The 22,213-nt window shown below is 49.0% G+C and carries 22 protein-coding genes and 1 pseudogene; 14 read left to right on the top strand and 9 right to left on the bottom strand.

The genetic code is table 11. The annotated features are described in order from the left end of the window. Positions 1–44: 44 nt before the first annotated feature. On the bottom strand, positions 45–1,373 hold the full coding sequence (locus EPYR_RS09035) for an MFS transporter (RefSeq protein WP_014538909.1): 1,329 nt from the start codon (positions 1,371–1,373) through the stop codon (positions 45–47). A 573-nt stretch (positions 1,374–1,946) separates the two neighbouring features. After that, the gene (locus EPYR_RS09030) at positions 1,947–2,990 is read right to left on the bottom strand and encodes an acyltransferase (RefSeq protein ID WP_012668099.1); all 1,044 of its coding nucleotides are present in this window, start codon (positions 2,988–2,990) and stop codon (positions 1,947–1,949) included. Positions 2,991–3,620: 630 nt separating this feature from the next. Between EPYR_RS09030 and EPYR_RS09025 the strand changes: the two genes are divergently transcribed. From EPYR_RS09025 to EPYR_RS08990, 8 genes are all read left to right on the top strand, one after another. Further along, positions 3,621–5,153 carry a glycoside hydrolase family 32 protein gene (locus tag EPYR_RS09025; RefSeq protein ID WP_012668098.1) on the top strand — a complete coding sequence of 511 codons (1,533 nt, stop codon included), beginning with the start codon at positions 3,621–3,623 and terminating at the stop codon, positions 5,151–5,153. A 345-nt stretch (positions 5,154–5,498) separates the two neighbouring features. Next, positions 5,499–6,254 (top strand): FNR family transcription factor, encoded by a 756-nt coding sequence (locus tag EPYR_RS09020; RefSeq protein ID WP_012668097.1) that lies wholly within the window; start codon positions 5,499–5,501, stop codon positions 6,252–6,254. 116 nt (positions 6,255–6,370) lie between these two features. Beyond that, the gene (gene uspE / locus EPYR_RS09015; protein WP_012668096.1) at positions 6,371–7,321 is read left to right on the top strand and encodes a universal stress protein UspE; all 951 of its coding nucleotides are present in this window, start codon (positions 6,371–6,373) and stop codon (positions 7,319–7,321) included. Between the two features lie 157 nt (positions 7,322–7,478). Further along, entirely contained in the window at positions 7,479–7,958 is a 480-nt protein-coding gene (locus EPYR_RS09010) for a DUF2946 domain-containing protein (RefSeq protein ID WP_014538907.1), read from the top strand. A 211-nt stretch (positions 7,959–8,169) separates the two neighbouring features. Then, entirely contained in the window at positions 8,170–10,152 is a 1,983-nt protein-coding gene (locus EPYR_RS09005) for a TonB-dependent copper receptor (protein ID WP_014538906.1), read from the top strand. Between the two features lie 23 nt (positions 10,153–10,175). After that, complete coding sequence (locus EPYR_RS09000) at positions 10,176–10,442, top strand: DUF2534 family protein (protein ID WP_012668093.1); 267 nt, start codon at positions 10,176–10,178, stop codon at positions 10,440–10,442. Positions 10,443–11,028: 586 nt separating this feature from the next. Beyond that, on the top strand, positions 11,029–11,979 hold the full coding sequence (gene ydgH, locus EPYR_RS08995) for a DUF1471 family protein YdgH (RefSeq protein ID WP_012668092.1): 951 nt from the start codon (positions 11,029–11,031) through the stop codon (positions 11,977–11,979). Between the two features lie 207 nt (positions 11,980–12,186). After that, positions 12,187–13,581, top strand: coding sequence for an amino acid permease (locus tag EPYR_RS08990; protein WP_012668091.1), 1,395 nt, complete (start codon positions 12,187–12,189; stop codon positions 13,579–13,581). On the opposite strand, the gene EPYR_RS08985 is transcribed toward EPYR_RS08990, so the two are convergent. Continuing rightward, the gene (locus tag EPYR_RS08985) at positions 13,582–14,046 is read right to left on the bottom strand and encodes a hypothetical protein (protein WP_012668090.1); all 465 of its coding nucleotides are present in this window, start codon (positions 14,044–14,046) and stop codon (positions 13,582–13,584) included. It lies immediately after the preceding gene. A 187-nt stretch (positions 14,047–14,233) separates the two neighbouring features. Here EPYR_RS08985 and rstA point away from each other — a divergent pair, with 187 nt between their 5' ends. The 4 genes from rstA (at position 14,234) to EPYR_RS08970 (ending at position 16,562) form a co-directional block, all read left to right on the top strand. Beyond that, positions 14,234–14,962: a two-component system response regulator RstA gene (gene rstA / locus EPYR_RS08980; RefSeq protein WP_012668089.1), complete on the top strand. Its 729-nt coding sequence runs from the start codon at positions 14,234–14,236 to the stop codon at positions 14,960–14,962. Positions 14,963–15,239: 277 nt separating this feature from the next. Then, positions 15,240–15,500, top strand: coding sequence for a type II toxin-antitoxin system HicB family antitoxin (locus EPYR_RS08975; protein ID WP_014538902.1), 261 nt, complete (start codon positions 15,240–15,242; stop codon positions 15,498–15,500). Positions 15,501–15,549: 49 nt separating this feature from the next. Continuing rightward, positions 15,550–15,783: an acyltransferase family protein gene (locus tag EPYR_RS19180; RefSeq protein ID WP_071819813.1), complete on the top strand. Its 234-nt coding sequence runs from the start codon at positions 15,550–15,552 to the stop codon at positions 15,781–15,783. Continuing rightward, a complete protein-coding gene (locus tag EPYR_RS08970; RefSeq protein ID WP_012668087.1) occupies positions 15,717–16,562 on the top strand; it encodes an acyltransferase family protein in 846 nt (281 codons plus the stop codon). Before EPYR_RS19180 ends, EPYR_RS08970 begins: the two co-directional genes overlap by 67 nt. A gap of 10 nt (positions 16,563–16,572) precedes the next feature. On the opposite strand, the pseudogene EPYR_RS21415 reads toward EPYR_RS08970, so the two are convergent. Next, positions 16,573–16,701: pseudogene (locus tag EPYR_RS21415) on the bottom strand (phage tail protein); the annotation flags it as partial. A gap of 271 nt (positions 16,702–16,972) precedes the next feature. On the opposite strand from EPYR_RS21415, the gene EPYR_RS08965 reads away from it, so the two are divergent. Further along, positions 16,973–17,233, top strand: coding sequence for a type II toxin-antitoxin system HicB family antitoxin (locus EPYR_RS08965; protein WP_014538901.1), 261 nt, complete (start codon positions 16,973–16,975; stop codon positions 17,231–17,233). A 38-nt stretch (positions 17,234–17,271) separates the two neighbouring features. Further along, entirely contained in the window at positions 17,272–18,387 is a 1,116-nt protein-coding gene (locus EPYR_RS08960) for an acyltransferase family protein (RefSeq protein WP_012668085.1), read from the top strand. 20 nt (positions 18,388–18,407) lie between these two features. Here the strand turns inward: EPYR_RS08960 and EPYR_RS08955 are convergent, their stop codons facing one another. From EPYR_RS08955 to EPYR_RS08935, 5 genes are read right to left on the bottom strand one after another with little or no spacing between them, the layout of a single operon-like run. Next, the gene (locus EPYR_RS08955; protein ID WP_012668084.1) at positions 18,408–19,343 is read right to left on the bottom strand and encodes a phage baseplate protein; all 936 of its coding nucleotides are present in this window, start codon (positions 19,341–19,343) and stop codon (positions 18,408–18,410) included. 3 nt (positions 19,344–19,346) lie between these two features. Next, on the bottom strand, positions 19,347–20,000 hold the full coding sequence (locus EPYR_RS08950; RefSeq protein WP_012668083.1) for a baseplate wedge 1 family protein: 654 nt from the start codon (positions 19,998–20,000) through the stop codon (positions 19,347–19,349). After that, positions 19,997–21,184 carry a baseplate J/gp47 family protein gene (locus tag EPYR_RS08945; RefSeq protein ID WP_012668082.1) on the bottom strand — a complete coding sequence of 396 codons (1,188 nt, stop codon included), beginning with the start codon at positions 21,182–21,184 and terminating at the stop codon, positions 19,997–19,999. Before EPYR_RS08945 ends, EPYR_RS08950 begins: the two co-directional genes overlap by 4 nt. After that, a complete protein-coding gene (locus EPYR_RS08940) occupies positions 21,177–21,521 on the bottom strand; it encodes a hypothetical protein (protein WP_012668081.1) in 345 nt (114 codons plus the stop codon). The genes EPYR_RS08945 and EPYR_RS08940 overlap by 8 nt, the downstream gene beginning before the upstream one ends. Next, entirely contained in the window at positions 21,518–22,210 is a 693-nt protein-coding gene (locus EPYR_RS08935) for a Gp138 family membrane-puncturing spike protein (protein ID WP_012668080.1), read from the bottom strand. The genes EPYR_RS08940 and EPYR_RS08935 overlap by 4 nt, the downstream gene beginning before the upstream one ends. Between the last annotated feature and the right edge of the window lie 3 nt (positions 22,211–22,213).

The raw sequence follows: 22,213 nt of genomic DNA, 5'->3' as shown, positions 1-22,213 counted from the left end.
GTGATGTCGTCATCATATGCAACCTGAACGCGCTTGCCGGACAGTTAAGGCCGATCGCGCTGAAAATCAAAGCGATACTTAGCGACCAACATCAGCGTGGTCAGCACAGCCGGAATAGCGAGGAAAGAAAAGACATCGGTTATATTCCAGCCCAGCGACAGCATCTGCGCCCCGGCAAAAGCACTGAGGATGGCCCCGACACGACCCACGCCGTGCATCCAACTGGAGCCGGTAGCGCGAGCTTGGGTAGGATAGTAATTGGCTGAAAGCGCATTCATCCCGGTATTCGCTCCATTCAGGCAGAAACCACTGCAAAAGGCGATGGAACTCAGCATCAGCGTATCCGCAGGCACGTAGCCAATGCAAACGGTGGCTATTGCCCCGCAAAAATAGATGCTGGCCAGCGCAAGGTTGGCGTTAAAACGATCCATCATCCAACCGGCGAAAAGAGAGCCTGCCGTCCCCCCCGCCTGATAAACAGCGGTGACCAATGCCGCCTGGCTGACGGTCATGCCCGCGTCTTTCACCAGTGACGGCAGCCAGGAGCCAATCAGATATACCAGGAATAGCCCCATGAAGTAACTGCCCCACAGCATAACGCTGCCAAAAAGATAGCGGCGGGAAAGCACCACTTTTATTGCGCTTTCACCTGCTGCCAGCTCATTACGGGTAAAAACCGTCGATTCAGAAATAATACCCGGACGCATCTTTTCAACAATCTGGCGGATCTGCGCGGCGGGGGCATTGCGGGCAATCATAAAGCGCACGGATTCCGGTAAACAACGAAGCAACAAAGGCACCAGCATCAGTGGCAAAATCCCCCCCATCATCAACACCGCATTCCAGCCGTAGTGAGGTATCAGCCATGATGCAGCAAATCCTCCGCTGGCCGCTCCCAAGGTGAAACCGCAGAACACAACGGTGACCAGGAAAGCGCGTTTACGTTCCGGCGAATATTCGGCAACCAGCGTGCCAACATTGGGCATTGCAGCGCCCAGTCCCAGGCCGGTCATGAAGCGCAGGAACATCATCTGATCGAGATTCTGAGAAAATGCGGTTCCCAGCGTGCACAAACCGAAACCGCACACGCTATAGATAATGATCAGGCGGCGTCCAAAACGGTCAGCCAGCGGGCCGGCAAACATGGCACCTAATGCAAGGCCGATTAGTGCGGCGCTGATCACTGCTCCCAGCTGATGATTAGTCACCCCCCACGCGCTCTTCAAAGCGGGCGCGATGAACCCCATCATAGCGATATCCATGCCATCCATAGCGACGACGGCAAAGCTTATGGCGATGATGCGTTTTTGATAACTGCTCAACGTTCCCTGATTGATTAACGCTCGGACGTCAATGGCTGCGGTACTCTCCACTTCAGGCTCCATAACTGGCCAGTGTCAGCGAATTCAGGTTGATCGATCGTCGGCGCTGACGAAAAAAATGACCATCATCATAGCGGATTGTTATCAATTTCTCTTGGGTAATAGCTGCACTTTCTACAGAAAAGAGAAATATTTCAGCGGGGGCGCCGTGTATTCAGATGATTCTGATTACTTCTCAACTATTGGGATTTAAGCTTTATGAAATCTGTTGCTGCGCAACATCATCGCCCGCGTAAATCAAGAATGTTTGCAAAAAAAACCGATTATGACAAACGTTAGCTATTATCCGAACCATTCTCTCTTTCAATAACAAATAAACAGGCATCTTATGCTAATCAGTTTCAGCCATTCCTGCTCAAAATGCCCGGCTTCTTGCGTCGTTCTTATTGTAAAACTGCATGGGATAATGGACATTAATTTTATTTATTCGTGATATCCCTGACTGCAAAGGCTCAGTAAAAGCCCCTGAAGTTTGATATCGGGTGAGGTGTCAGAAACTCCCTACACTTTGGCTCTGAAATCAGAGATGCATCGTACCCACTCATCCTCACCCTGAAAGGAAATTTAAAGCGTGATGAATTTTTTGGTAAATTTTGATTTGCGCAGCAGGACGCACAAGATATACGAAAGGCTGAAAGAAAATAAAGAGTAGATTATGATATATATATAATTATTTACCCCGCCAATCGTTTTCAGAATCGAATTATGTATGAAATCACTGTGTACTTCCACCACAAAGATGTTGTGCACAAGATAAATACCAAGTACGTTCTTACTGATATCGTCAACCACGCCAGGTATTCTGCTGATATTTATATTGATCATAAATAAGAACAGGCAAACGGATGAAGCCTGGAGAAATACATTATAAAACTTGCCATAAAAAAAGACCATACCGGTACGGGATGAGATGAAGGATAATGCTGTAAATGAACCAACAGAAATGACCAGGAGCATTAGGTGTGCAAAAGAAAAAGACCTGATTTGGGGCTTAGCTAAAGCTAAATAACCCCCGATGAGGAAGCTTATCAAGCCTTCGGACTGAAATGGCAGCAAAATATTAGAGGGGATTGATTTAAATGAAAATTCATAGTCTGTTAGTGCGTTAACAAGGGTAAGATTGGCCACGACCACCATCATAATCAGTATTTTCAAAATTCCCCTGGCATTAACTTCTGTGAAGGCGCAGCGTAGTAAAGGCGTTAAGAGGTAAAGAGCGGTAATTGAGAAGATAAACCAAAGGTGCGTGGCATCGGACAGATTGTTGCTGACATTGAAGTATTGCAGGAAACTGACATGTTCAACAGCAGTGAACTTACTGATAAAGTAAGTATCATACAAATAGTAAAAAATTATCCAGAACAGTAAAATCGTTATTAGCCCCTTAACCTTGTTAAGGATGTAATCCACCTGATCCTCATGCTTGTTGCTCAGCAAAAAATAGCCGCTGCAGAGAAAGAACAATGCCACGCCCCACTGACCTGATTGTCTGAAAAAATACAAGAAAACATCATTTTCATTAGCGGATAAAAAGAACAGCGTGACGTGGGAGGTAATAACAAAAAATATAGAGAAGATCTTCAAAAAATCTATAGTCAATATGCGCATTTCCTTGCCTTTCTAATAGATTAAATTATATGGATAAATTACCGTCTGTTACCTGGGGCATTCTGTTGCCTTGGTTCCTCTTCCCGATCGACAATAGCCGGTAAATGCACCATAAGATAACTGGCAAATTTATTGACGTTAACGACTATCAGCCAAGCGTATTTTAGACAGTCAATAGCGTGACAGACGTTTCACCAATCAGTAAAGTGGATGGATTATAGCCTTTAGATTTATTTAATCCCAACAATTTTTGTTAAGTATATAATCAATCTTGTTTATCCTCACCGCTATTGCTCACCGCTGCCCTGTCCATGATCTTGCGCAATGTTCACTCTGTTGCTAGCTTTAAAACAGTTTTGTTTGATGTACCAGGAATGACCTCAGGCTGGAATAATTTATGATACGAACCGTCCCAAATCTTTGGGTTTATCTTTATGACATTAAGTAAAATGGACCGCGTGGAGCAATGCAAGTTATTCAATTTTGAAAAACACGTCAACGTGCTAAAGCGGCCTTTACCACACACACTTCTTGCTGTCAGAAATCCTGTGGCGATATGCGCCGGTATTTCCCGGCCTCAGCCCTGCGATTAATTATTCCCCCTATCTCTTATGCCAGGAGGCTTGAAACATGGTTAACCGACGTCGTTTTATTATCGGATCAATATGCCTGAGTACCGGTGCCGCTTTTGGCCGTCCCTGGAATGAACCAGTAAAACCGGCTGCCGTAAGTTATCGGCCACTAATCCATTATGCCCCGATAAACGGATTTATGAACGATCCCAACGGACTTGTGTATTACGACGGTGAGTATCACCTTTTCTACCAGTACAACCCCACCGCGACGACGATGGGCAATGTTCACTGGGGGCATGCCGTCAGCAAAGATTTACTTAACTGGCATACTTTGCCCATCGCATTAGCACGCACCTCTGCCGGGCAGGCGTTCAGCGGCAGTGCCGTGGTAGATAAGGAAAATACCAGCAAGCTGTTTAAGGATAAGCACGGAGGCCTGGTGGTGATTTATACCCGCGTGTCTGCATCGCTACAAACTCAGGAGATAGCCAGCAGCGCAGATCGGGGACGAACCTTTACCCCCTACAGCAACAATCCGGTTCTGGATATTGGCTCCGCACAGTTCCGCGATCCGAAAGTATTCTGGTACGAGCCGAACCGCCAGTGGATCATGGTGGTGGTGGCATCGCGCGACCATCGCGTACAATTTTACCGTTCTGCTGATTTGAAAACCTGGCATAAACTCAGTGAGTTTGCCGATGCCGGACTGCTGGGCATTGATTACGAATGCCCGGATCTGGTCTCCGTTCCGGTAGAAGGAGGAGGTGATCGCTGGGTGCTGATCCTGTCGATCAATCCTGGCGCTCCTTTGGGTGGCAGCACGATACAGTATTTCGTCGGCGATTTTGACGGTCAGCAGTTTATCGCCGAAGACCACGCCACACGACTGATGGACTTCGGCAAGGATTTTTATGCATTCCAGACCTTTTCTGGTCTCAGTAGCGCCCCCGTAGGCCTCTCCTGGCTAAGTAACTGGCAATATGCCAACGAAGTTCCCGCCTCGCCTTCACGCGGTATGATGACCCTGCCGCGCACGCTTGGCCTGCGACAGGTTAAAGGAGACTGGCGGCTGTTACAGCGTTTTATCGATCTGTCACCGTTAGCTAACAAAACACTGTCATCCGGGCCACGCGCATCGGCGCGTGGCACACTTCTTACTCAGGCTTTGCCGCCGGGGGAAGCAGTCGAAGTGCAGTTAACGGTCGAAATAACAGTGAATGCCGTTTTCACCCTTCGCTTTGCCAATGAACAGGGGGAAAAACTTGAGGCCGGCCTGGACAGCGGGCCGTTTGGCGGGATTTTTATCGATCGACATGCAACGCAAGGCTTCCAGCATCGCTACTTCACCGATCGCTTTTCCTGGGCATTACCCCCTGCGACCACGCATACGGACATACATTTGGTGGTAGATCGTGCGTCTCTGGAACTGATAGCAGACGAAGGCGCGGCCTCCGGCACCGCGCTGTACTATACGACCCTGCCTTTCGACCGCATTACGTTGCTGGTAGAGCACGGCGAGGCGATCCTGCACGAGTTAACTATCCGAACGTTACATGCCGTATCAAGCTCGGGGGAAGTGACAACGTAGCTTATGTTACGTTAACAAACCGTTGAAGCGATCAGCGGCTGCGCTTTGCATGTCTTTTACGGTTTTCGCGGCGCGCCGTTTCGCTTTGGCGCAAACCGACAAAGCAGACCCCGCTGCCTCGTCAGCAGAGCCGGATCCTTAAAGCATCAAGGTGCAACAAAAATCTTAACAAACAAGACTTAGCGATAAAAAATGTTAAGCGCTACGTTATTTATGCGGCCGTTACGACATTGCCAATCGGGGATAACAACCCTGAGATTTATATGCCTTTTATATTTGGGGATATTCCCTTTTGTAGCTAAAAAATGTAAATTGATGTGAGTCAATTATCATCGAGCAACAATTATGATTCCGCAAAAGCGAATTCTCACCAAGCGCATACAAGCGGGTGGCTGCGCCATTCACTGCCAGGATTGTAGCATCAGTCAACTCTGTATTCCCTTCACGCTAAACGAACATGAGTTGGATCAGCTCGACAATATTATCGAGCGCAAAAAGCCGATACAAAAGGGACAAACGCTGTTTAAAGCAGGTGACGAACTGAAGTCGTTATACGCCATTCGTTCCGGAACGCTCAAAAGCTATACCATCACTGAACAGGGTGATGAGCAGATTACGGGCTTCCATCTCGCTGGCGATCTGGTGGGTTTTGATGCCATTATCGGCAGCCAACACCCGGGCTTTGCTCAGGCTTTGGAAACCGCTATGGTTTGTGAGATCCCCTTTGAAACGCTCGACGACCTGTCTGGCAAAATGCCCAGCCTGCGTCAGCAAATAATGCGCTTGATGAGCGGCGAGATTAAGGGCGATCAGGAAATGATTTTGCTGCTGTCAAAAAAAAATGCGGAAGAACGAATGGCCGCCTTTATTTACGGTCTCTCTCAGCGTTTTGGTCAACGCGGTTTCTCGCAGCGTGAATTTCGTCTTACCATGACCCGTAGCGATATTGGTAACTACCTCGGTCTGACGGTTGAAACCATCAGCCGCCTGCTCGGTCGGTTTCAGAAAAGCGGCATGCTGGCGGTAAAGGGCAAATACATCACCATTGAAAATCACGCCACTCTGGCGGAACTTGCCGGCCATGGTCACGCAACCGCCTGATTCCGGCCGGATCGATATTGGTGAGTTTCTTGATCGGGTCAAAACTTTTTTCTCTGCGCCCTTTGTCGTAATTAGTCTATCTTTTAAGCTGAAACGCTCTGCTCAGGAGAAACGTTATGGCTCTATTTCAAAATATACTGGTGGTCATCGATCCCCAGCAGGATGACCAGCCTGCGCTGCGCCGCGCTGTCTATCTTAACCAGCGCCTTGGCGGAAAAATCACCTGTTTTCTGCCCATTTGCGATTTCTCTTATGAAATGACCACCCTGCTGTCGCCTGATGAGCGCGTTACCATGCGTAAAGGCGTGGTGAGCCAGCGTACCGAATGGATACGCGAGCAGGCACGAGCCTATCTTCTGGCCGGCGTGCAGATTGATATTAAGGTTATCTGGCACAACCGTCCCTTTGAGGCAATTATCCATGAGGTGATTAACGGCCATCGTGACCTGGTGATAAAAATGACTCACCAGCACGACCGCCTGCAGGCCGTGGTATTTACGCCTACTGACTGGCATTTGTTGCGCAAGTGCCCCTGCCCGGTTTGGATGGTAAAAGACCAGGCATGGCCAGAAGGAGGAAAAGCGCTGGTGGCGGTAAATCTTGCCAGTGAAGAACCCCATCACGATCCGCTGAACACCAAGCTGGTAAAAGAAACGTTGGCGCTGGCAGAACGCGTTAATCATACCGAAGTCCACCTTGTGGGCGCCTACCCGGTTACGCCAATTAATATTGCCATTGAGCTACCGGACTTTGACCCGAACAGTTATAACGATGCAATACGTGGTCAGCATCTGCTGGCGATGAAAGCGTTGCGCCAGTCATTCTCGATTGACGAGAAATTTACCCACGTTGAGAAAGGTCTGCCGGAAGAGGTCATCCCCGACCTGGCGGAACACCTCGACGCCGGTGTTGTGGTTTTGGGTACTATCGGTCGTACCGGTCTGTCTGCTGCATTTCTCGGCAACACCGCAGAGCAGGTAATAGATCACTTGCGCTGCGACCTGCTGGCCATCAAGCCAGATGGTTTTGTTTCACCAGTCGTACTGGACGACGAGGAGAACGACTGACTTTATCCGCTTCGCTGAACGGCGGCGTGGCTTAAGCAGCCCCGCCGCTCGCACGAGTCTGATAATGAAAAATACTGAAACTAATAGGATTTAATGAGTTATTCATTAACAAGTAGAATAAAAAACGCTAGGATTACACCTCTTTATTTTGTTCTGTATGGATCACAGAGTGTTTTCGTTTTTCCGACTGTCGCATTCACGCATTCCCGCATTTATCGCCATTTTGGCGATTCTGATGCTATTTATTGCGCCCGATGTGTCGACTATTCTTGAGCAACGGCGCAGTGCAGAACATCATAAGACGTCTGTGGAAAATATCAGGAGTCGCTTAAGCGAAATGGCGCAGCACGGCATGATGGATAAGATGCCGACGGCAACTGACAACGCACCCTGTCATGCGCCAGCTCCTGCTGAAAACGGTCAGCATCATACCCGTAGCGGCGGCAAGTTGTTGGAGCACTTCGCCTGTGGCTATTGCCAGCTACTGGTTAATTTGCCGCTGCTACTGGCGATATTTCTTGTCGTTATTCACCTGCTACTGTTGTCGGCACGAATCCCACCCCCGCTCAATTTTCCACCTTATCACTTCACCTTTTTCCCCGGACTTTCACAGCCCCGTGCGCCACCCGTAAGTTAATTCCTTAATCTAAAACATTAACCTTCGAATTTGTGTCCTCCTGGAGATGACTCGATTCTGATCTACGCAATACGCAGAAGAAATTGCAGAAAAAATAATTTAACTGTCGATTTGTCGCGAACGGTAGTTCGTGCGCACGGCTGTAAATATTTGTCTTGCACATGGAAAAACTGCGCGCAGCAAGATTAAAAAAATTAATAAGGAATTAACCATGAAAGAATGCCATTTTCGCTTATCAATTTTAAGCGTTGCGCTGATGACTGCCTGCCAGGTATCGGCTACGGAACGCGCTTCTGACAATCAGCAGCCGGTAATGGTTGTAAGCGCCCCCCTGACCTCTCCACTGACGGTGGTGACATCACCGAAATCGTCACTGAAGTCCGCCAGCGATGCCTCCGACCATTTGAAAAACCAGCCGGGATTTTCCCAGATTCGCAACGGCGGCACTAACGGCGACCCGGTATTGCGCGGCATGTTTGGATCGCGGCTGCGTATACTCACCGACGGCGGGGAGATACTGGGAGCCTGTCCGGGGCGAATGGATGCCCCCAGTTCCTATATTTCACCAGAAAGTTTCGACCTGATGAACATCGTTAAAGGCCCGCAAACCGTCCTGTGGGGGCCGGGAAATTCAGCCGGTACTATCCGCTTCGACCGTGCCCCTTCTCATTTCGATCAGGCAAGCCTCAAAGGCGATGCCAGTTTGCTAGCCGCCGCCAATAGCCGCTGGGATGAAAATGCCAACTTCAGCATGGGCAATGAAGACGGCTATCTGCGGCTGATGGGCAATAAATCACGCGCTGGCGATTATAAAGATGGTAAGGGTTCCCGCGTTCCATCACGCTGGGATAAATGGAACGCCGATATGGCGCTGGGATGGACGCCGGATAAAGATACCCTGCTGGAGCTAACGGCCGGCACCGGTGATGGTGAAGCGAGCTACGCCGGGCGAGCGCTGGACGGTGCGCAGTTTAAGCGGCAAAGCCTGGGTGCAAGCTTCGAAAAATCAAATATCGGTGAGGTGTTTGATAAGTTTGAGGCTAAAATCCACTACAACTATGCCAACCATGTGATGGATAATCACAGCCTGCGCGACCCGCAGAGCAAGATGCAAGAAACAAGCGTTGTTGCGGAAAAAACCGCACAGCGTGATACGCGTTCGGTCAACGGCCGGATGATGGGGACCTGGCTCTGGTCCGACTTCGAACTCCAGAGCGGTATGGACATGCAAACCAGCAGCTACCGTAAATATGATGTCAACCACTGGGCGCAAGATGCGCGCTTCCATAATATGGGCGTGTTCAGTGAGTTGAGCTGGGCGACGGACGATCGGAACAAGCTAATAACCGGCGCACGCCTTGACCGGACGTGGGTGGATAACTCCACTTCTTCCGGTCAGGCAAAAAGAGACGATATAATGCCTGCCGGATTCGTGCGGCTGGAACATACGCTGGAAAACCTGCCCGTAATGCTGTATGCAGGGGTGGGCTATACGGAGCGTTTCCCAGACTTCTGGGAGCTGTTTTCTAAAACCACCTTTACCGATGGCCGTACAAGTGCATTCGATGCGGTTGCCCCTGAAAAGACCACTCAGCTGGATATAGGCGCAAAATATAGCGGTGATAAGCTGGACGGCTGGGTTTCTGCTTATGTGGGCCGCGTCAGCGATTTTGTGCTGTTTAACTACGATGATGCCGATGGCGGCACCAAACAAGTTGGCAACGTTGACGCCGCCATCATGGGGGGCGAAACGGGGTTAAATTACAAACTGACCGAAAACCTGAACGCCGATGCCAGCCTGGCTTACTCCTGGGGGCAGAACCGTTCCGATAAACGCCCGCTGCCACAAATGCCGCCGCTGGAAAGCCGCCTTGGCCTGACGTGGCATAATGGTAGCTGGAGCACCAGCGGTCTGCTGCGCATGGTGAGCCATCAGCATCGTGTGGCAATCAATGAAGGTAACGTGGTGGGTAAAGATTTCGACCGCAGTAATGGGTTCGCCATTTTATCCGCCAATGCGGCTTACGCGTTTACCGATGACATCAAAGTGAGTGCCGGCGTCGACAACATCTTTAACCGGACTTATAGCGAGCACCTGAACCTGGCAGGCAACAGCGCCTTTGGCTACTCCGGCGCGACCCCGGTCAATGAGCCTGGCCGTACCTGGTGGGCAAAACTTAACGTTAAATTCTGAGATAAATGAAAGGAGTACGATATATGGCAATGTTTCCTCCAGGCAAGAAGCGTCGGAATTTTTTTATTGCTCAGATCTGCGTGTTGATTTGTGCCGCAATAGTGATGACAAAAGCCATTATTGGTGGAGCAATAAACGAATACAATATGCCCTTCTCCAGCTGGCCTGTTGAACTCTACGTGTCTGAGTTCTTTATGATCCTGATCTACAGCTCGGTATTTACCCTGCTGCTGTCCATTCCGCTATGGTATTTCTTCATCGGCGAACAGTCGGCGGATAGTCAGTCCTGAATGGCAGATAAAGAGCAAGTCTGTGACTCTTAACCATCGTCCTCGGTGGTTAAATTAACGGTTCCCTACCCCTCAGTCCGGTCTCCGACCGGGCTGAGTCCTTCACGCCGGACCTGAACCGCGATTAACCAGCCGATCGTGACCGGCATCAGTCCTGAACAGACTTTGAGCAATCATCCCTGGTTCTGCAACACGGAACGGTCAATAACATGCGCCCATGCCCCGGCGCTCCGCATCATGCTGACCGCGAAATGGCTGACCGAACTCAATATTTTCAGTTAACACCAAATTCCTGATGTTTCCTGCGAACCATGAACATTTCTGCATGTCACCTCTCCGCTGAAATATCAGGGTCGGAACCTGTTTTCACAGACTATGGCGTCAGAGTATGGGTCATTGCGTCTCGATAACTTCTTGTCAACAGCCCGGGTGCATTAAGATGAGTCGCTTTGATAACAGGTTAATGCACACAAAATCGCGGAGACAGAGCACATTATTACATGTAATAATTGTGGGCTAATGTGTTACACATCAAGATGTCTGGCAGGTAATGTACTCATTTTTGCGTAAGGCGAAGGATTAATTTATGAAGCTGAAGAATACCATTCTGGCATCAGCGCTGCTGTCGATCACAGCATTGTCCGCCCAGGCAGCACAGGAACTGACCCCGGAAAAAGCAGCATCGTTGAAGCCGTTCGACAGAATAACCCTCAGTGGGCGGTTCAGCGCGATCTACGAAGCCAGCGATGCGGTTTCAAAGCGTGCAGATGCCCTGGGTGCTGATTCTTATTATATTCAGGGTATCAATGATACCAACGGCAACGGGGGTAACTGGAATGTGACCGCTGACCTGTACCATGCCGATGCTCCGGCAGCACCAAAGAATAAAGATCGTATTATTAATGGCGTACGTGAGCTGACTAAAGCAGAAGCCTTTACCCTTGAACCCTTCGACACCGTCAGTGCCAGTGGATTCTTCCGTAGCCAGCCTGACGTGAATGACGCGATTACCCGTTCAGCAAAAGAAAAAGGGGCTGCCGCTTTCTTTATCATTCGTCAGATTGACACCAACAGCGGCGGCAACCAGATTATCACCGCTTATATCTACAAATCAGACGCGCCTGAACGGCAGATCCAGTCGCCGAACCTGGTCCCGGCAGACTCTGAAGCCGGTAAAGCAGCGCTGGCAACCGGCGGCGCTGCGGCCAAAAAGGTTGAAATCCCCGGCGTGGCTTCTGCTGAAACGCCAAGTAATAAGGTGGGACGCTTCTTTGAAACGCAAAGCTCTACCGGTAAGCGTTACACTGTAACCACACCGGAAGGCAAAAGCGTGCAGGAGGTGAATGTGGTGACTGCGGCACAGATGCAGCCATTTGACAGCATTACCTTCACCGGCCACTTCAGCACCCCCACCGAGGTCTCTGAAGAAGTTGGGCGTCGGGCGATAGCTAAAGGTGCTAAGTATTATCATGTCACCCGCCAGTGGTCGAATCAGAGCGGCGGTAACCTGACGGTGTCTGCCGATCTGTTTAAATAATACCGGTTCGCGGGGTGGTGGCATCTCACCCCGCTTCATGAATAATTCCCGCCAGTTTTTGCATAGTAAGTCATTGCATCCCGCCGCCTCTCTCCGTAAAATCGCCCGCCACTTCAGGGGTTTCTTTGTTATTTATCGTCTCACTGACTAAATTAAACCTGAATCAATCACATTTAATGGCATTTTCTTCTGTATTTGGGGTGTTTTTTGGACAAAAAGTTAGGGCTGGGTGCGCTTACCGCACTGGTGCTCAGTTCGATGCTGGGTGCCGGGGTGTTCAGCCTGCCGCAAAATATGGCGGCTGTTGCCAGCCCGGCCGCACTGCTTATTGGTTGGGCTGTTACCGGCGTGGGGATCGTGTTGCTAGCTTTGGCCATGCTGCTGCTCAGCAGGATCAAACCCGAACTGGACGGCGGTATTTTCAGCTACGCCCAGGCAGGTTTTGGTGAATTGATCGGTTTCTGCTCTGCCTGGGGATACTGGCTCTGTGCGGTGATCGCTAATGTCTCCTATCTGGTAATCGTTTTTTCCGCCCTGAGTTTTTTTACCGACTCTCCGGGCCATGTGATTTTCGGTGATGGCAATACCTGGCAGTCGATGGTTGGGGCTTCCCTGTTATTGTGGCTGGTGCACGCGCTGGTACTGCGCGGCGTGCAGACGGCCGCCAGCATTAATCTGGTGGCAACCCTCGGTAAGCTGTTGCCTCTTGGGCTGTTTATTTTACTGGCGATTGCCGCTTTTCACTATGAACGATTCCGTTTCGACTTCACCGGCCTGACGCTAAATAAACCGGTGTGGCAGCAGGTGAAAGACACCATGCTGATCACCCTGTGGGTGTTTATTGGCGTGGAAGGTGCGGTGGTGGTGTCATCTCGAGCGCGCGATAAGCGCAATATTGGCCGCGCCACCCTGATAGCCGTTATCGCCGCATTGAGTATCTATCTGTTGGTTACTCTGCTGTCGCTGGGCATCGTACCGCGCGCCGAGCTGGCAGAAATGCGTAACCCCTCCATGGCTGGCTTAATGACCGCCCTGATTGGCTCGTGGGGAAATCTGACGATCGTTGCCGGGCTGATTATCTCGGTGTGTGGTGCGTACCTTAGCTGGACGATCATGGCCGCCGAGGTCCCGCTGATCGCCGCACAGCATGGCGCTTTCCCGCGCAGTCTGAGCCGCCTAAATCATCGTGGCGCTCCGGCAGCCTCATTGTGGTTGACCAATAGCTGCGTTCAGGTCTGTTTGATCCTGATTTGTCTGACCGGCTCCGACTACGGTACGTTGCTGACCATCGCCTCAGAAATGATCCTGGTGCCTTATCTGCTGGTGGGGGCCTTTCTTCTTAAGGTAGCGTGCGGATTAAAAAAACCGGCAGTGACGCTGGTAGCGGTGGGTGCCACCGCTTATGGCCTGTGGCTGCTGTATGCCTCGGGGCCGCTGCATCTGCTGCTGTCGGTGGTGCTGTATGCGCCAGGTATACTGCTGTTCCTTTATGCCCGCCGGGGTGGAAGAGCAAGCAAGCCACTCAACGTGACAGAGAAAGCGATGATGGTTTTGCTGGTGATCGCAGCGCTGCCGGCGATGTGGATGCTGCTATACGGTTAATCAATGTGCCATTGTCAGGATGCTCACGCTAAGACGTTCGTCATGCTGCTGGAGATCGAGCGGCCTGGCGTATTCCTGACGGATGGCATCCAGCTGCTGCTCTGAAAGCAGATAAGGCAGCAAAATATCAAATTGTTCCAGCTGCTGCTGTCGGGCAAGGGTGATCAGGCGCGCAATATTGATTTCATCACTCACCTGGGTAGAGATAATTTGCAGCGCCAGCGCTTTCAGGCGCTCGGAGGAAGGCTGGGGCATATCGGCAGGCTTTCGGGTTATCATGCCGAAAAACGGGATAACGCCGTAGATCGCATCAACAAAACGCCATTGCTTCTTGCATGATGCGGAAAGGAAATCAGTATAGTTAAGGCAGATGGGGGAACTGTAGTCTGCTGAAGCCTGTTTCTTTTCCAACACTCTTTTCTCCTCATGAATTTGCCTTGACAACCCTGCTAATGATGATGACATAGTCGACCCGGATTTTACCAGATATACTCCAAATAATTCGGCTCAGGTCACGTAGCAACAGTAGACAGTGCCCGCCACAGCCGCTGTACCCCCGCGCGCGCCGTAACACGATAATTTCACCTGAAACATAGTCGTGGCGCGTTGGAAAGGCTAAGCTAGCCTATTGCTAACCCATATATTCGGCTCTATGAACAAAATTGTATTCGTTGAAGATGACAAAGATGTCGGGGAACTGATCGCCGCCTACCTTGGGCGTCATGATTTCGACGTCATTGTTGAAAGCCGTGGCGACCGCGCTGAAGCCACTATCGCCGCCATCGATCCGGACCTGGTCATACTGGATATCATGCTACCCGGCAAAGATGGCATGACGCTGTGCCGCGATTTGAGCAGCAGCGATAGCTGGAAAGGCCCGATTGTGTTGTTGACCTCGCTTGATAGCGATATGAATCATATTTTGTCGCTGGAAATGGGCGCTAGTGATTATATCCTCAAGACCACTCCGCCTGCGGTTCTCCTGGCACGTCTGCGCCTGCATCTGCGTCAAGCGGGAATGGGCCATCAGCATGATGAGATTGCCCCTGGCATCCCCGGTCAAAAAGCACTTCGCTTTGGCACCCTGAGTATCGACCCCGTCAATCGCCATGTCACACTGTCAGACGAAATCATCGCCCTTTCCACTGCCGATTTTGACCTGTTATGGGAACTGGCAACCCATGCTGGCTCTGTACTTAACCGTGACGCGTTATTAAAAACTCTGCGCGGGGTCAGCTACGACGGTATGGACCGCAGCATTGATGTGGCAATTTCACGCCTGCGAAAAAAACTGCTCGATAACGCCATCGAGCCTTACCGCATCAAAACCATCAGAAATAAGGGCTACCTGTTTGCCCCTCATGCCTGGGATACACCATGAGGAAGCTGTTTGTTCAGTAAACCTTTAAGCCCCTGTTTACTTTATAAACTCATATGTAAACANGGGCTTATAATAACAGGCTTGTGGGCATCAACAGCCAAAAACGGACATTTACCTGCCCTTTTCTATGTCCCTTTTGTACCAAATGCCCCTTTTTTTGCCCCTGTGAATGAGCTGTAGTAACGGTAAAACATCCACAAAAGGACATACCGCTACCAACGCTGGAAAGCATCAAAAAAACAGGCGGGGCTTTAAGCCCCAGCTCCTGGAGGTTTACATGTTATACCCTGTTGCTATTGATAAAGGCGACTCATCCTTCGGCGTTNGCGTACCCGATATTCCCGGCTGCTTCTCTGGCGGCGACAACTATCAGGATGCAATGATGGGGAAAGCGGAAAAANTCAACGTCACGCTTCCTTCTTTGCTGACCCGCCGTATCGATCAGTTTGTCGCTTCACACCCTGAGTACGACGGTAGCCGCTCAGGCTTTATTTCTCGCGTGGCGGCTGATAAAATGATTGGACAAGAAAAACGTTAAGCCTCGTAAGAGGCTTTATTGATAAATGTATTAGCGAATCCGGTACTCAATGGAAAATAAACTTATAAGCTTACAGTGGCTGCGAGCAGTAGCAGTTCTTTTAGTTGTTGGCTGGCATGTTATGGTCAAAGCAAATGTGCTCAATATTACTTCAGAGCAGTATTTTGCAATTGGGAATGCTGGCGTTGATTTGTTTTTCATAATCTCCGGGTTATCATGGCTTACACACTACAAAAACAAGATAATGGGCGTGTATTTTTCGTCAAAAGACTTGCGAGAATAATCCCTCTTTACTGGTTTTTCTCATTGACAGCATTAATAATATATCTCTACAACCCTAACATGGTTAATAGTCATACTGAACATACGACAATTTTAAATTCCTTCACACTTTTCCCAATTGAAAACCATGCAATGCTAATCGATGTTGTTTGGACACTTCGGTATGAATTTATTTTTTACAGTATACTTTCAATATGCTTAATCTTTAGGAAAGATACTGGCCTGAAATTATGTTCAATCCTTTTATTGGCCATTCCCTTTACGAGCTATTTTTTCAACCAAAGAGGATTTTACTTCGACTTTTTAACCAATGAAATACTAATGGAATTTTCCTTCGGAATAATAGCCTATTACGTGAATAGGAAAATTTATATTTACTCCAAATCTATAATCACAATTCTATTAGGTTTAGCATTACTACTAACCTTAGAAAATTATACTCCGCATTTGCATCGAACCTTCAAATACGGAGTGCCAATGTTATTGATACTGTTCGGCACCTTGAAGTTAAACCAAAAAGGAAGCAATTGCATAAGCAAAGTTTTGTCTATAACTGGGGATGCATCCTACTCCATATATTTAAGTCACATGTTTACCATTGGCATTGCCATTCTTGCTTCGAGAAAAATATTACCAGGAACGAAGTTTGAATATCTTTTTATTCCCTTTTCAATATTAGCATCCACTATCGTAGGGATAGTGATTTTCCATTATATAGAAAAGCCACTATTAAAACTGGTAAAAAACACACTTCGCTCATATAGCAATGTTTATCAGTAGGCATATATGGTTACGCGGAGCGATACCACCCCATCAGTTTGATATAGCTATTCAATGTAGAGACTGCCTCGCCTGAACCTGTGTTAGCCGTGGTACCAGAGACAGAATGTGAGTGTGCACCAAGCCAAACATCATGGTTTTAACAGGTCAAAAACCTATAAGCCCCTGTTTACTTTATAAACTCATATGTAAACANGGGCTTATAATAACAGGCTTGTGGGCATCAACAGCCAAAAACGGACATTTACCTGCCCTTTTCTATGTCCCTTTTGTACCAAATGCCCCTTTTTTTGCCCCTGTGAATGAGCTGTAGTAACGGTAAAACATCCACAAAAGGACATACCGCTACCAACACTAAAAAGTATCAAAAAAACAGGCGGGGCTTTAAGCCCCAGCTCCTGGAGGTTTACATGTTATACCCTGTTGCTATTGATAAAGGCGACTCATCCTTCGGCGTTNGCGTACCCGATATTCCCGGCTGCTTCTCTGGCGGCGACAACTATCAGGATGCAATGATGGGGAAAGCGGAAAAAATCAACGTCACGCTTCCTTCTTTGCTGACCCGCCGTATCGATCAGTTTGTCGCTTCACACCCTGAGTACGACGGTAGCCGCTCAGGCTTTATTTCTCGCGTGGCGGCTGATAAAATGATTGGACAAGAAAAACGTTAAGCCTCGTAAGAGCCTTTAATAAAGACGAGATAATTTCCGTGATAACATACCCGAAAAAAACTATAGATTCCATACAAGCTTTGCGTGGCTTTGCAGCATTATTAGTTGTATTTTTCCATTATGGTATAACATTAAAACTTGATCCAGGTAGCCCTTTAGCCATCATATTTAGCCACGGATGGTCTGGTGTGGATCTGTTTTTTATCATATCCGGGTTTATAGCTGCACATACCGTGGAAAATCAGTCTTCTGGATTTTGTGCTGGGATGGAGTACCTAATAAAACGTGTTTCAAGGATTGTTCCGTTATATTATTTGGTCACAATTTTTAGTGCTGGACATAGTATGGAATCGTTCATAGAAACGGGAAAGTCTCTGCTATTTATACCATTGGGTGGGCTTCCACCAGATAGTCTGGGACCAGGATATGGTGGTGCTCGTGTAGGGCAAGGCTGGACTCTAAACTACGAAATGTATTTCTATCTAATTGTTTCTATTTCGTTCCTGTTCGGAAAAATGAAATGGCCTTTCACCGCTGGATTTATGGCGATAACACTACTTGCACCAATCATTATATATGGCGCCCCAGACAGCTATGGTTTTAGCGGATTTAACTTTGAATGGTTCTACCTGGGATTAATGACAAATCCAATAACACTTGAATTCATAATTGGCATACTTGTTTATTACGTATTCAGTAAAATGGATAGCGACCTTTCAATAGGTTGGCTGATTTTAATACCCACATTAATTTTAACCTATGCAATTAATTTATACTCACCTTTTTATTTTAACTCAAGAATCACTGCGTGGGCCATTCCATCAGCTCTGTTGATGATTGCAATGCTAAAGCTTGGAGCAACGGGAAAAATAAAAATCAACAGTTTAATCATGCATGTGGGGAACATTTCATTTTCAATATATTTATTGCATGAGGCGGCACAGGGTATTTTGCGAAAAGTCATTAAACTTATATCCGGTAATGAACATATTTTTTCTAATATTAGCATGCGCGTACTACTTTTCGTTATATCTTTGACCCTAACGTTTTACTTATCTGGTCTATCATATAAATATGTTGAGCATAAGCTATCAATCAAACTTAGAAGCTTCCTCCTCTCAAAAATAGCCCACAAAAAAAAACAGCCCGTATAACGGGCTACAACATATTTATATTATGCGCTGCGATACCAGCCCATTAATTTAATGAAGGCATTGGTCACGTTTATCGCTGTTCCTGCTCCGGTGTTGGCTGTTGTGCCTGAAACAGAGTGTGAGTGTGCGCCGATTTCTACAGTATGACCGTGTGCGCCGATTGCGACATTATGAGCATGAGCACCGGCTGTAGATGTATCACTTCCCCTGATTGTGGTTTCCCAAATACCGCCAATATCCATACCAGAAGCGCCGCGAGGTATCACTTCATTATATGAGTGGGTATGGCTGCCCTGGGTATCGGTAACTTTGTTACCATAATCAAATGTGCTTGTTCCTTTAGTTCCATAATCAAAACTACCGGTATTAGCCGAAAACGTATGGCCGTGTGCGGGAATATTTCCTACCGCCAGCGTGACCGAATCAGAGCCGCCCGTTGTCATCACATCGCTGCCGTTGGCGCTGGCCAGGCGGATTGTGCGGTTTTCACCAATATATTTCCACGTTGTACCGGGGAATAGCTTATTCGGGTCTTTTTTCTGAGCGAACCACGTCACAATCCCGATCGGGTAGAGCATATCAACGGGGTTTACATCCGCTTTAAATTCGACCCATCCACTCCCTTTACCGGGTTCTTCATTATTGTTTCCAATCTTCGATTGCCACAATTTCTTACCGTAGTAAGCCTGTGACCGAATTGCGTAAGGTTTTCCGTCCTCAGACCAAACGGCGGCACCGAACGCCTGAACCTCCCCCACTGCTTCGGTAACATCGTGGAAAAGCGCATTCATCTTCTCACGTTCAATATCCTTCGCTGCCGGATCTGTTGTCTGGTCACGCTCATAGTCATAGCCGTAGCCCTGAGTGTAAGATACCGAACCGTCATCCTGCGTTTCTACAGGCACAGCAGTTCTGTCACCCTGCGCAGCGAAGGGCGTTTTAAACACTTTAGTCATGATTTAGTTTCCGAAGTTATCTGTGAAGTTTTTACGTTTTTCGCCAAAGCCAAATGCCGTGCGGGTGACAATACGGTATTTGGCACCTACACCCGAAGGTCGGGGTAACAGGTCAAAGTTATCAAGCAGCAGGCGCAATCTTTCATCGGGGTTGAAATTGAACACGTACCAGATGTAAGACATATCGAGGGGATCGAGGACAAATACGCTGCCGTTTTCATCGCTAAAAAAGCGCTGAAGAAAGGCGTTGATATTGGTTATCGTCGGGCTTTCCGTCAGGGTGAAATAGCGCATTCTCACCAGCAGGCGCTTTTGCTCTGTGGTTAACGTCAGCGTGTAATCGGCGTTACGCCTGAAGTTGGATTTGAAATTGCGCTTATTAGCGCCGAAACCATAACCCCTTTTATTTTTGTCGCTGGGAGGCACATCAATACCCAGCGGTACATCCAGAATGCGGCTCCACACCGCCAGGCCAAAATCATTCGCGGTATCGATATTAAATACATTCCTATACCAGTTACGCCAGAAATCCACGGAAGACCTGCTGAAATACGCAGATTTATAGTGTGCCAGCGCTTTAAGATTGTTCGCATTTTCATACTGCCACAGAATGGCTTTCAGCATGTCGGAATGAAAATCAAGGGACTGTATTGTCATAAGATAACCACCTGCACGGCGTTGCGCCGGAGTCTGGCAACAGCGTTTATCTGCACGGGGATCGCGTCTGTTGACCAGGTCACGCCATCGGTGGATAACTCGACCTTCAGCACAAATAATCGCGGTTCAGCCGCATTGACCGCCGCCGCAATTTCAAATGGCGAAACGTCACGCCCGACCGCCAGGCCATCATCGGTATCGGTTTCACCAGCTACCCATTTTTCAACCGCATCGGGGATCAGAGTCTGGGCATCAAAGGAACTCTTGCGCACCGTCACCCGACAAAACACGGTAGTTTCCTTTGGCCTGTCAAATTTGACGTTGTACACCTGACCGCTGGACGGTTCTGTCACCTCAACCGTTTCACTGCCGTTGTATGCGGCACCCACTGTTTTGGTGCGTAGCAGGGCAACAGCGATTTCCTCACGCGGCCCGCCATCGACACAAACATAGATACTGTGTTTAACCAGCGGAACGCCATCAATAACCCGATCCGCATCCGTATAGTTTTCACGATACGACAGAGATTCCACACCTTCGATATCGTACAGTGCCGAGGTGATCGCCTCTCCGACACTCACCGTGTTTTTGGCGAGCGTATTTCTGCGACGCCGCCGGGTACGAATGTCGGATTCCGCTACCCTCCCCGGCACCGCATCAGCCGGATTGTTTACCGTTTCCCAGCCAAGAACCGAACTTGCCACCCGGACAAGTTTACCCGCCCCACAGCCTACCGGGCCGGTTTCAACCGAGCGCATATCGCCTTTTGTTACCCCATCATTCCCGATAATCAATACGCTGGTCGTTTCAAACGCATCCCCTGTCTGCGTTTCGGCCAGAGAGCCTTTCGGAATACGGGTCTGTGGAACACCAGCAAATTCAACATTCGTTAAAAAAGAATGCGTTGCGGGCAGTCGCTGCCCGCCCATCAGCGCCCAGATAGCATCAAGGAAGATCCCCCCGGCAATATCCGGGTTAATCTGGTTCGCCAGTTCTGCGTTATTGCGGACGATGGCGTCGCGGTTTTCCACCTCCATTGTGACAAGTAGCCCCTGCGGCGTTTCCGGCGACAGGTCAATTTCCTGACCAAACACATCACGGTACTCATTTTCAACCTGCTCCCGCAACGTGGAGGTGTCAGGGATAATCACCCCTGTGCTTGTTATAAACCGATAATCAGACATTCAGCGTTATCCTCCCGTAGAGGGTGCTGATCACGGCGATGTAATGAAGCTGGCTGTTTTCAATGGATGCAGAAAAGGAATCGACCGCCAGAACCTGTGAAATTTCCCGCATACGCTCGCGGAACGCCGCCTCAAACATCGGTAAATCAGCATCGCGGCCAAAGGTGGTTTTCCAGTACGGTATTCCCTTGTCCATCCTGTGCAGCATTTCACCCCGTAACGCTCTGGCATAGTGCATGCAGTAATTTTTCACCGCCGCTTGATCACGAACCGAAGCCAGGTTGCCATCGTTTCCGAGGTAAATATCATTACTTTCATTAACATCAAACGTCATCATACCGGCCCCCCGCTGTTGCCCGATCCCGGCTGAACACCGCCATGCTGGTGATCCGCCCCAATATTCTTACCGTTATGCCGCATCAATCCGCCGCTTGATTCACTGTTACCGTTGGTCTGGTGATTACCGTTCACCGTCACGTTGCCGTTAAAAATGCTCTCAGCGGCGTTAACTTCAAACACTGGCGTATCCAGCACCGCCTGCCCGGTATGCAACGCCAGACACACGCGGCCATCCAGCGACTGGATCACCAGCGCATCAATATTTTTGCCATCCACCGCCCAACCTTTCACGCTGTCAGGAAAAAACATCGCATCACTGAATGATTTCAGCCGGTGGGTATTAGGCTCCTCCTCCAGACCGCCGCGCTGAAAAATCAGACTGATATCGCGGTCATTGGCTTTCAGCCAGCCAAAATCCCCCGGTTTTAGCGGTACACGGATAAAGAACCCGCCGCCGCCAAAGCGGAAAACGGGAATATTATGAACCGGGGCGCGGGGGATTCTCTGCCCTTCGGTTGACACCATCATCACCAGCGGTTTGATCACCGCACGGTTGGTGGCATCGTCATAGCTGACCACCGTTGCGGGTAACATATCGTCGGTGTTCATCATCAGGTGACGAAAAGCGCCCATAAGCTGCCCTGCCAGACTGGATTCACTGGCAATATCGGTATTCGGTTTGTTCATTGG

The organism is Erwinia pyrifoliae DSM 12163, from assembly GCF_000026985.1.
Lineage (GTDB): Bacteria > Pseudomonadota > Gammaproteobacteria > Enterobacterales > Enterobacteriaceae > Erwinia > Erwinia pyrifoliae.
Note: the sequence above shows the minus strand (reverse complement) of the source record. Positions and strands in the feature narration are given on the sequence as shown.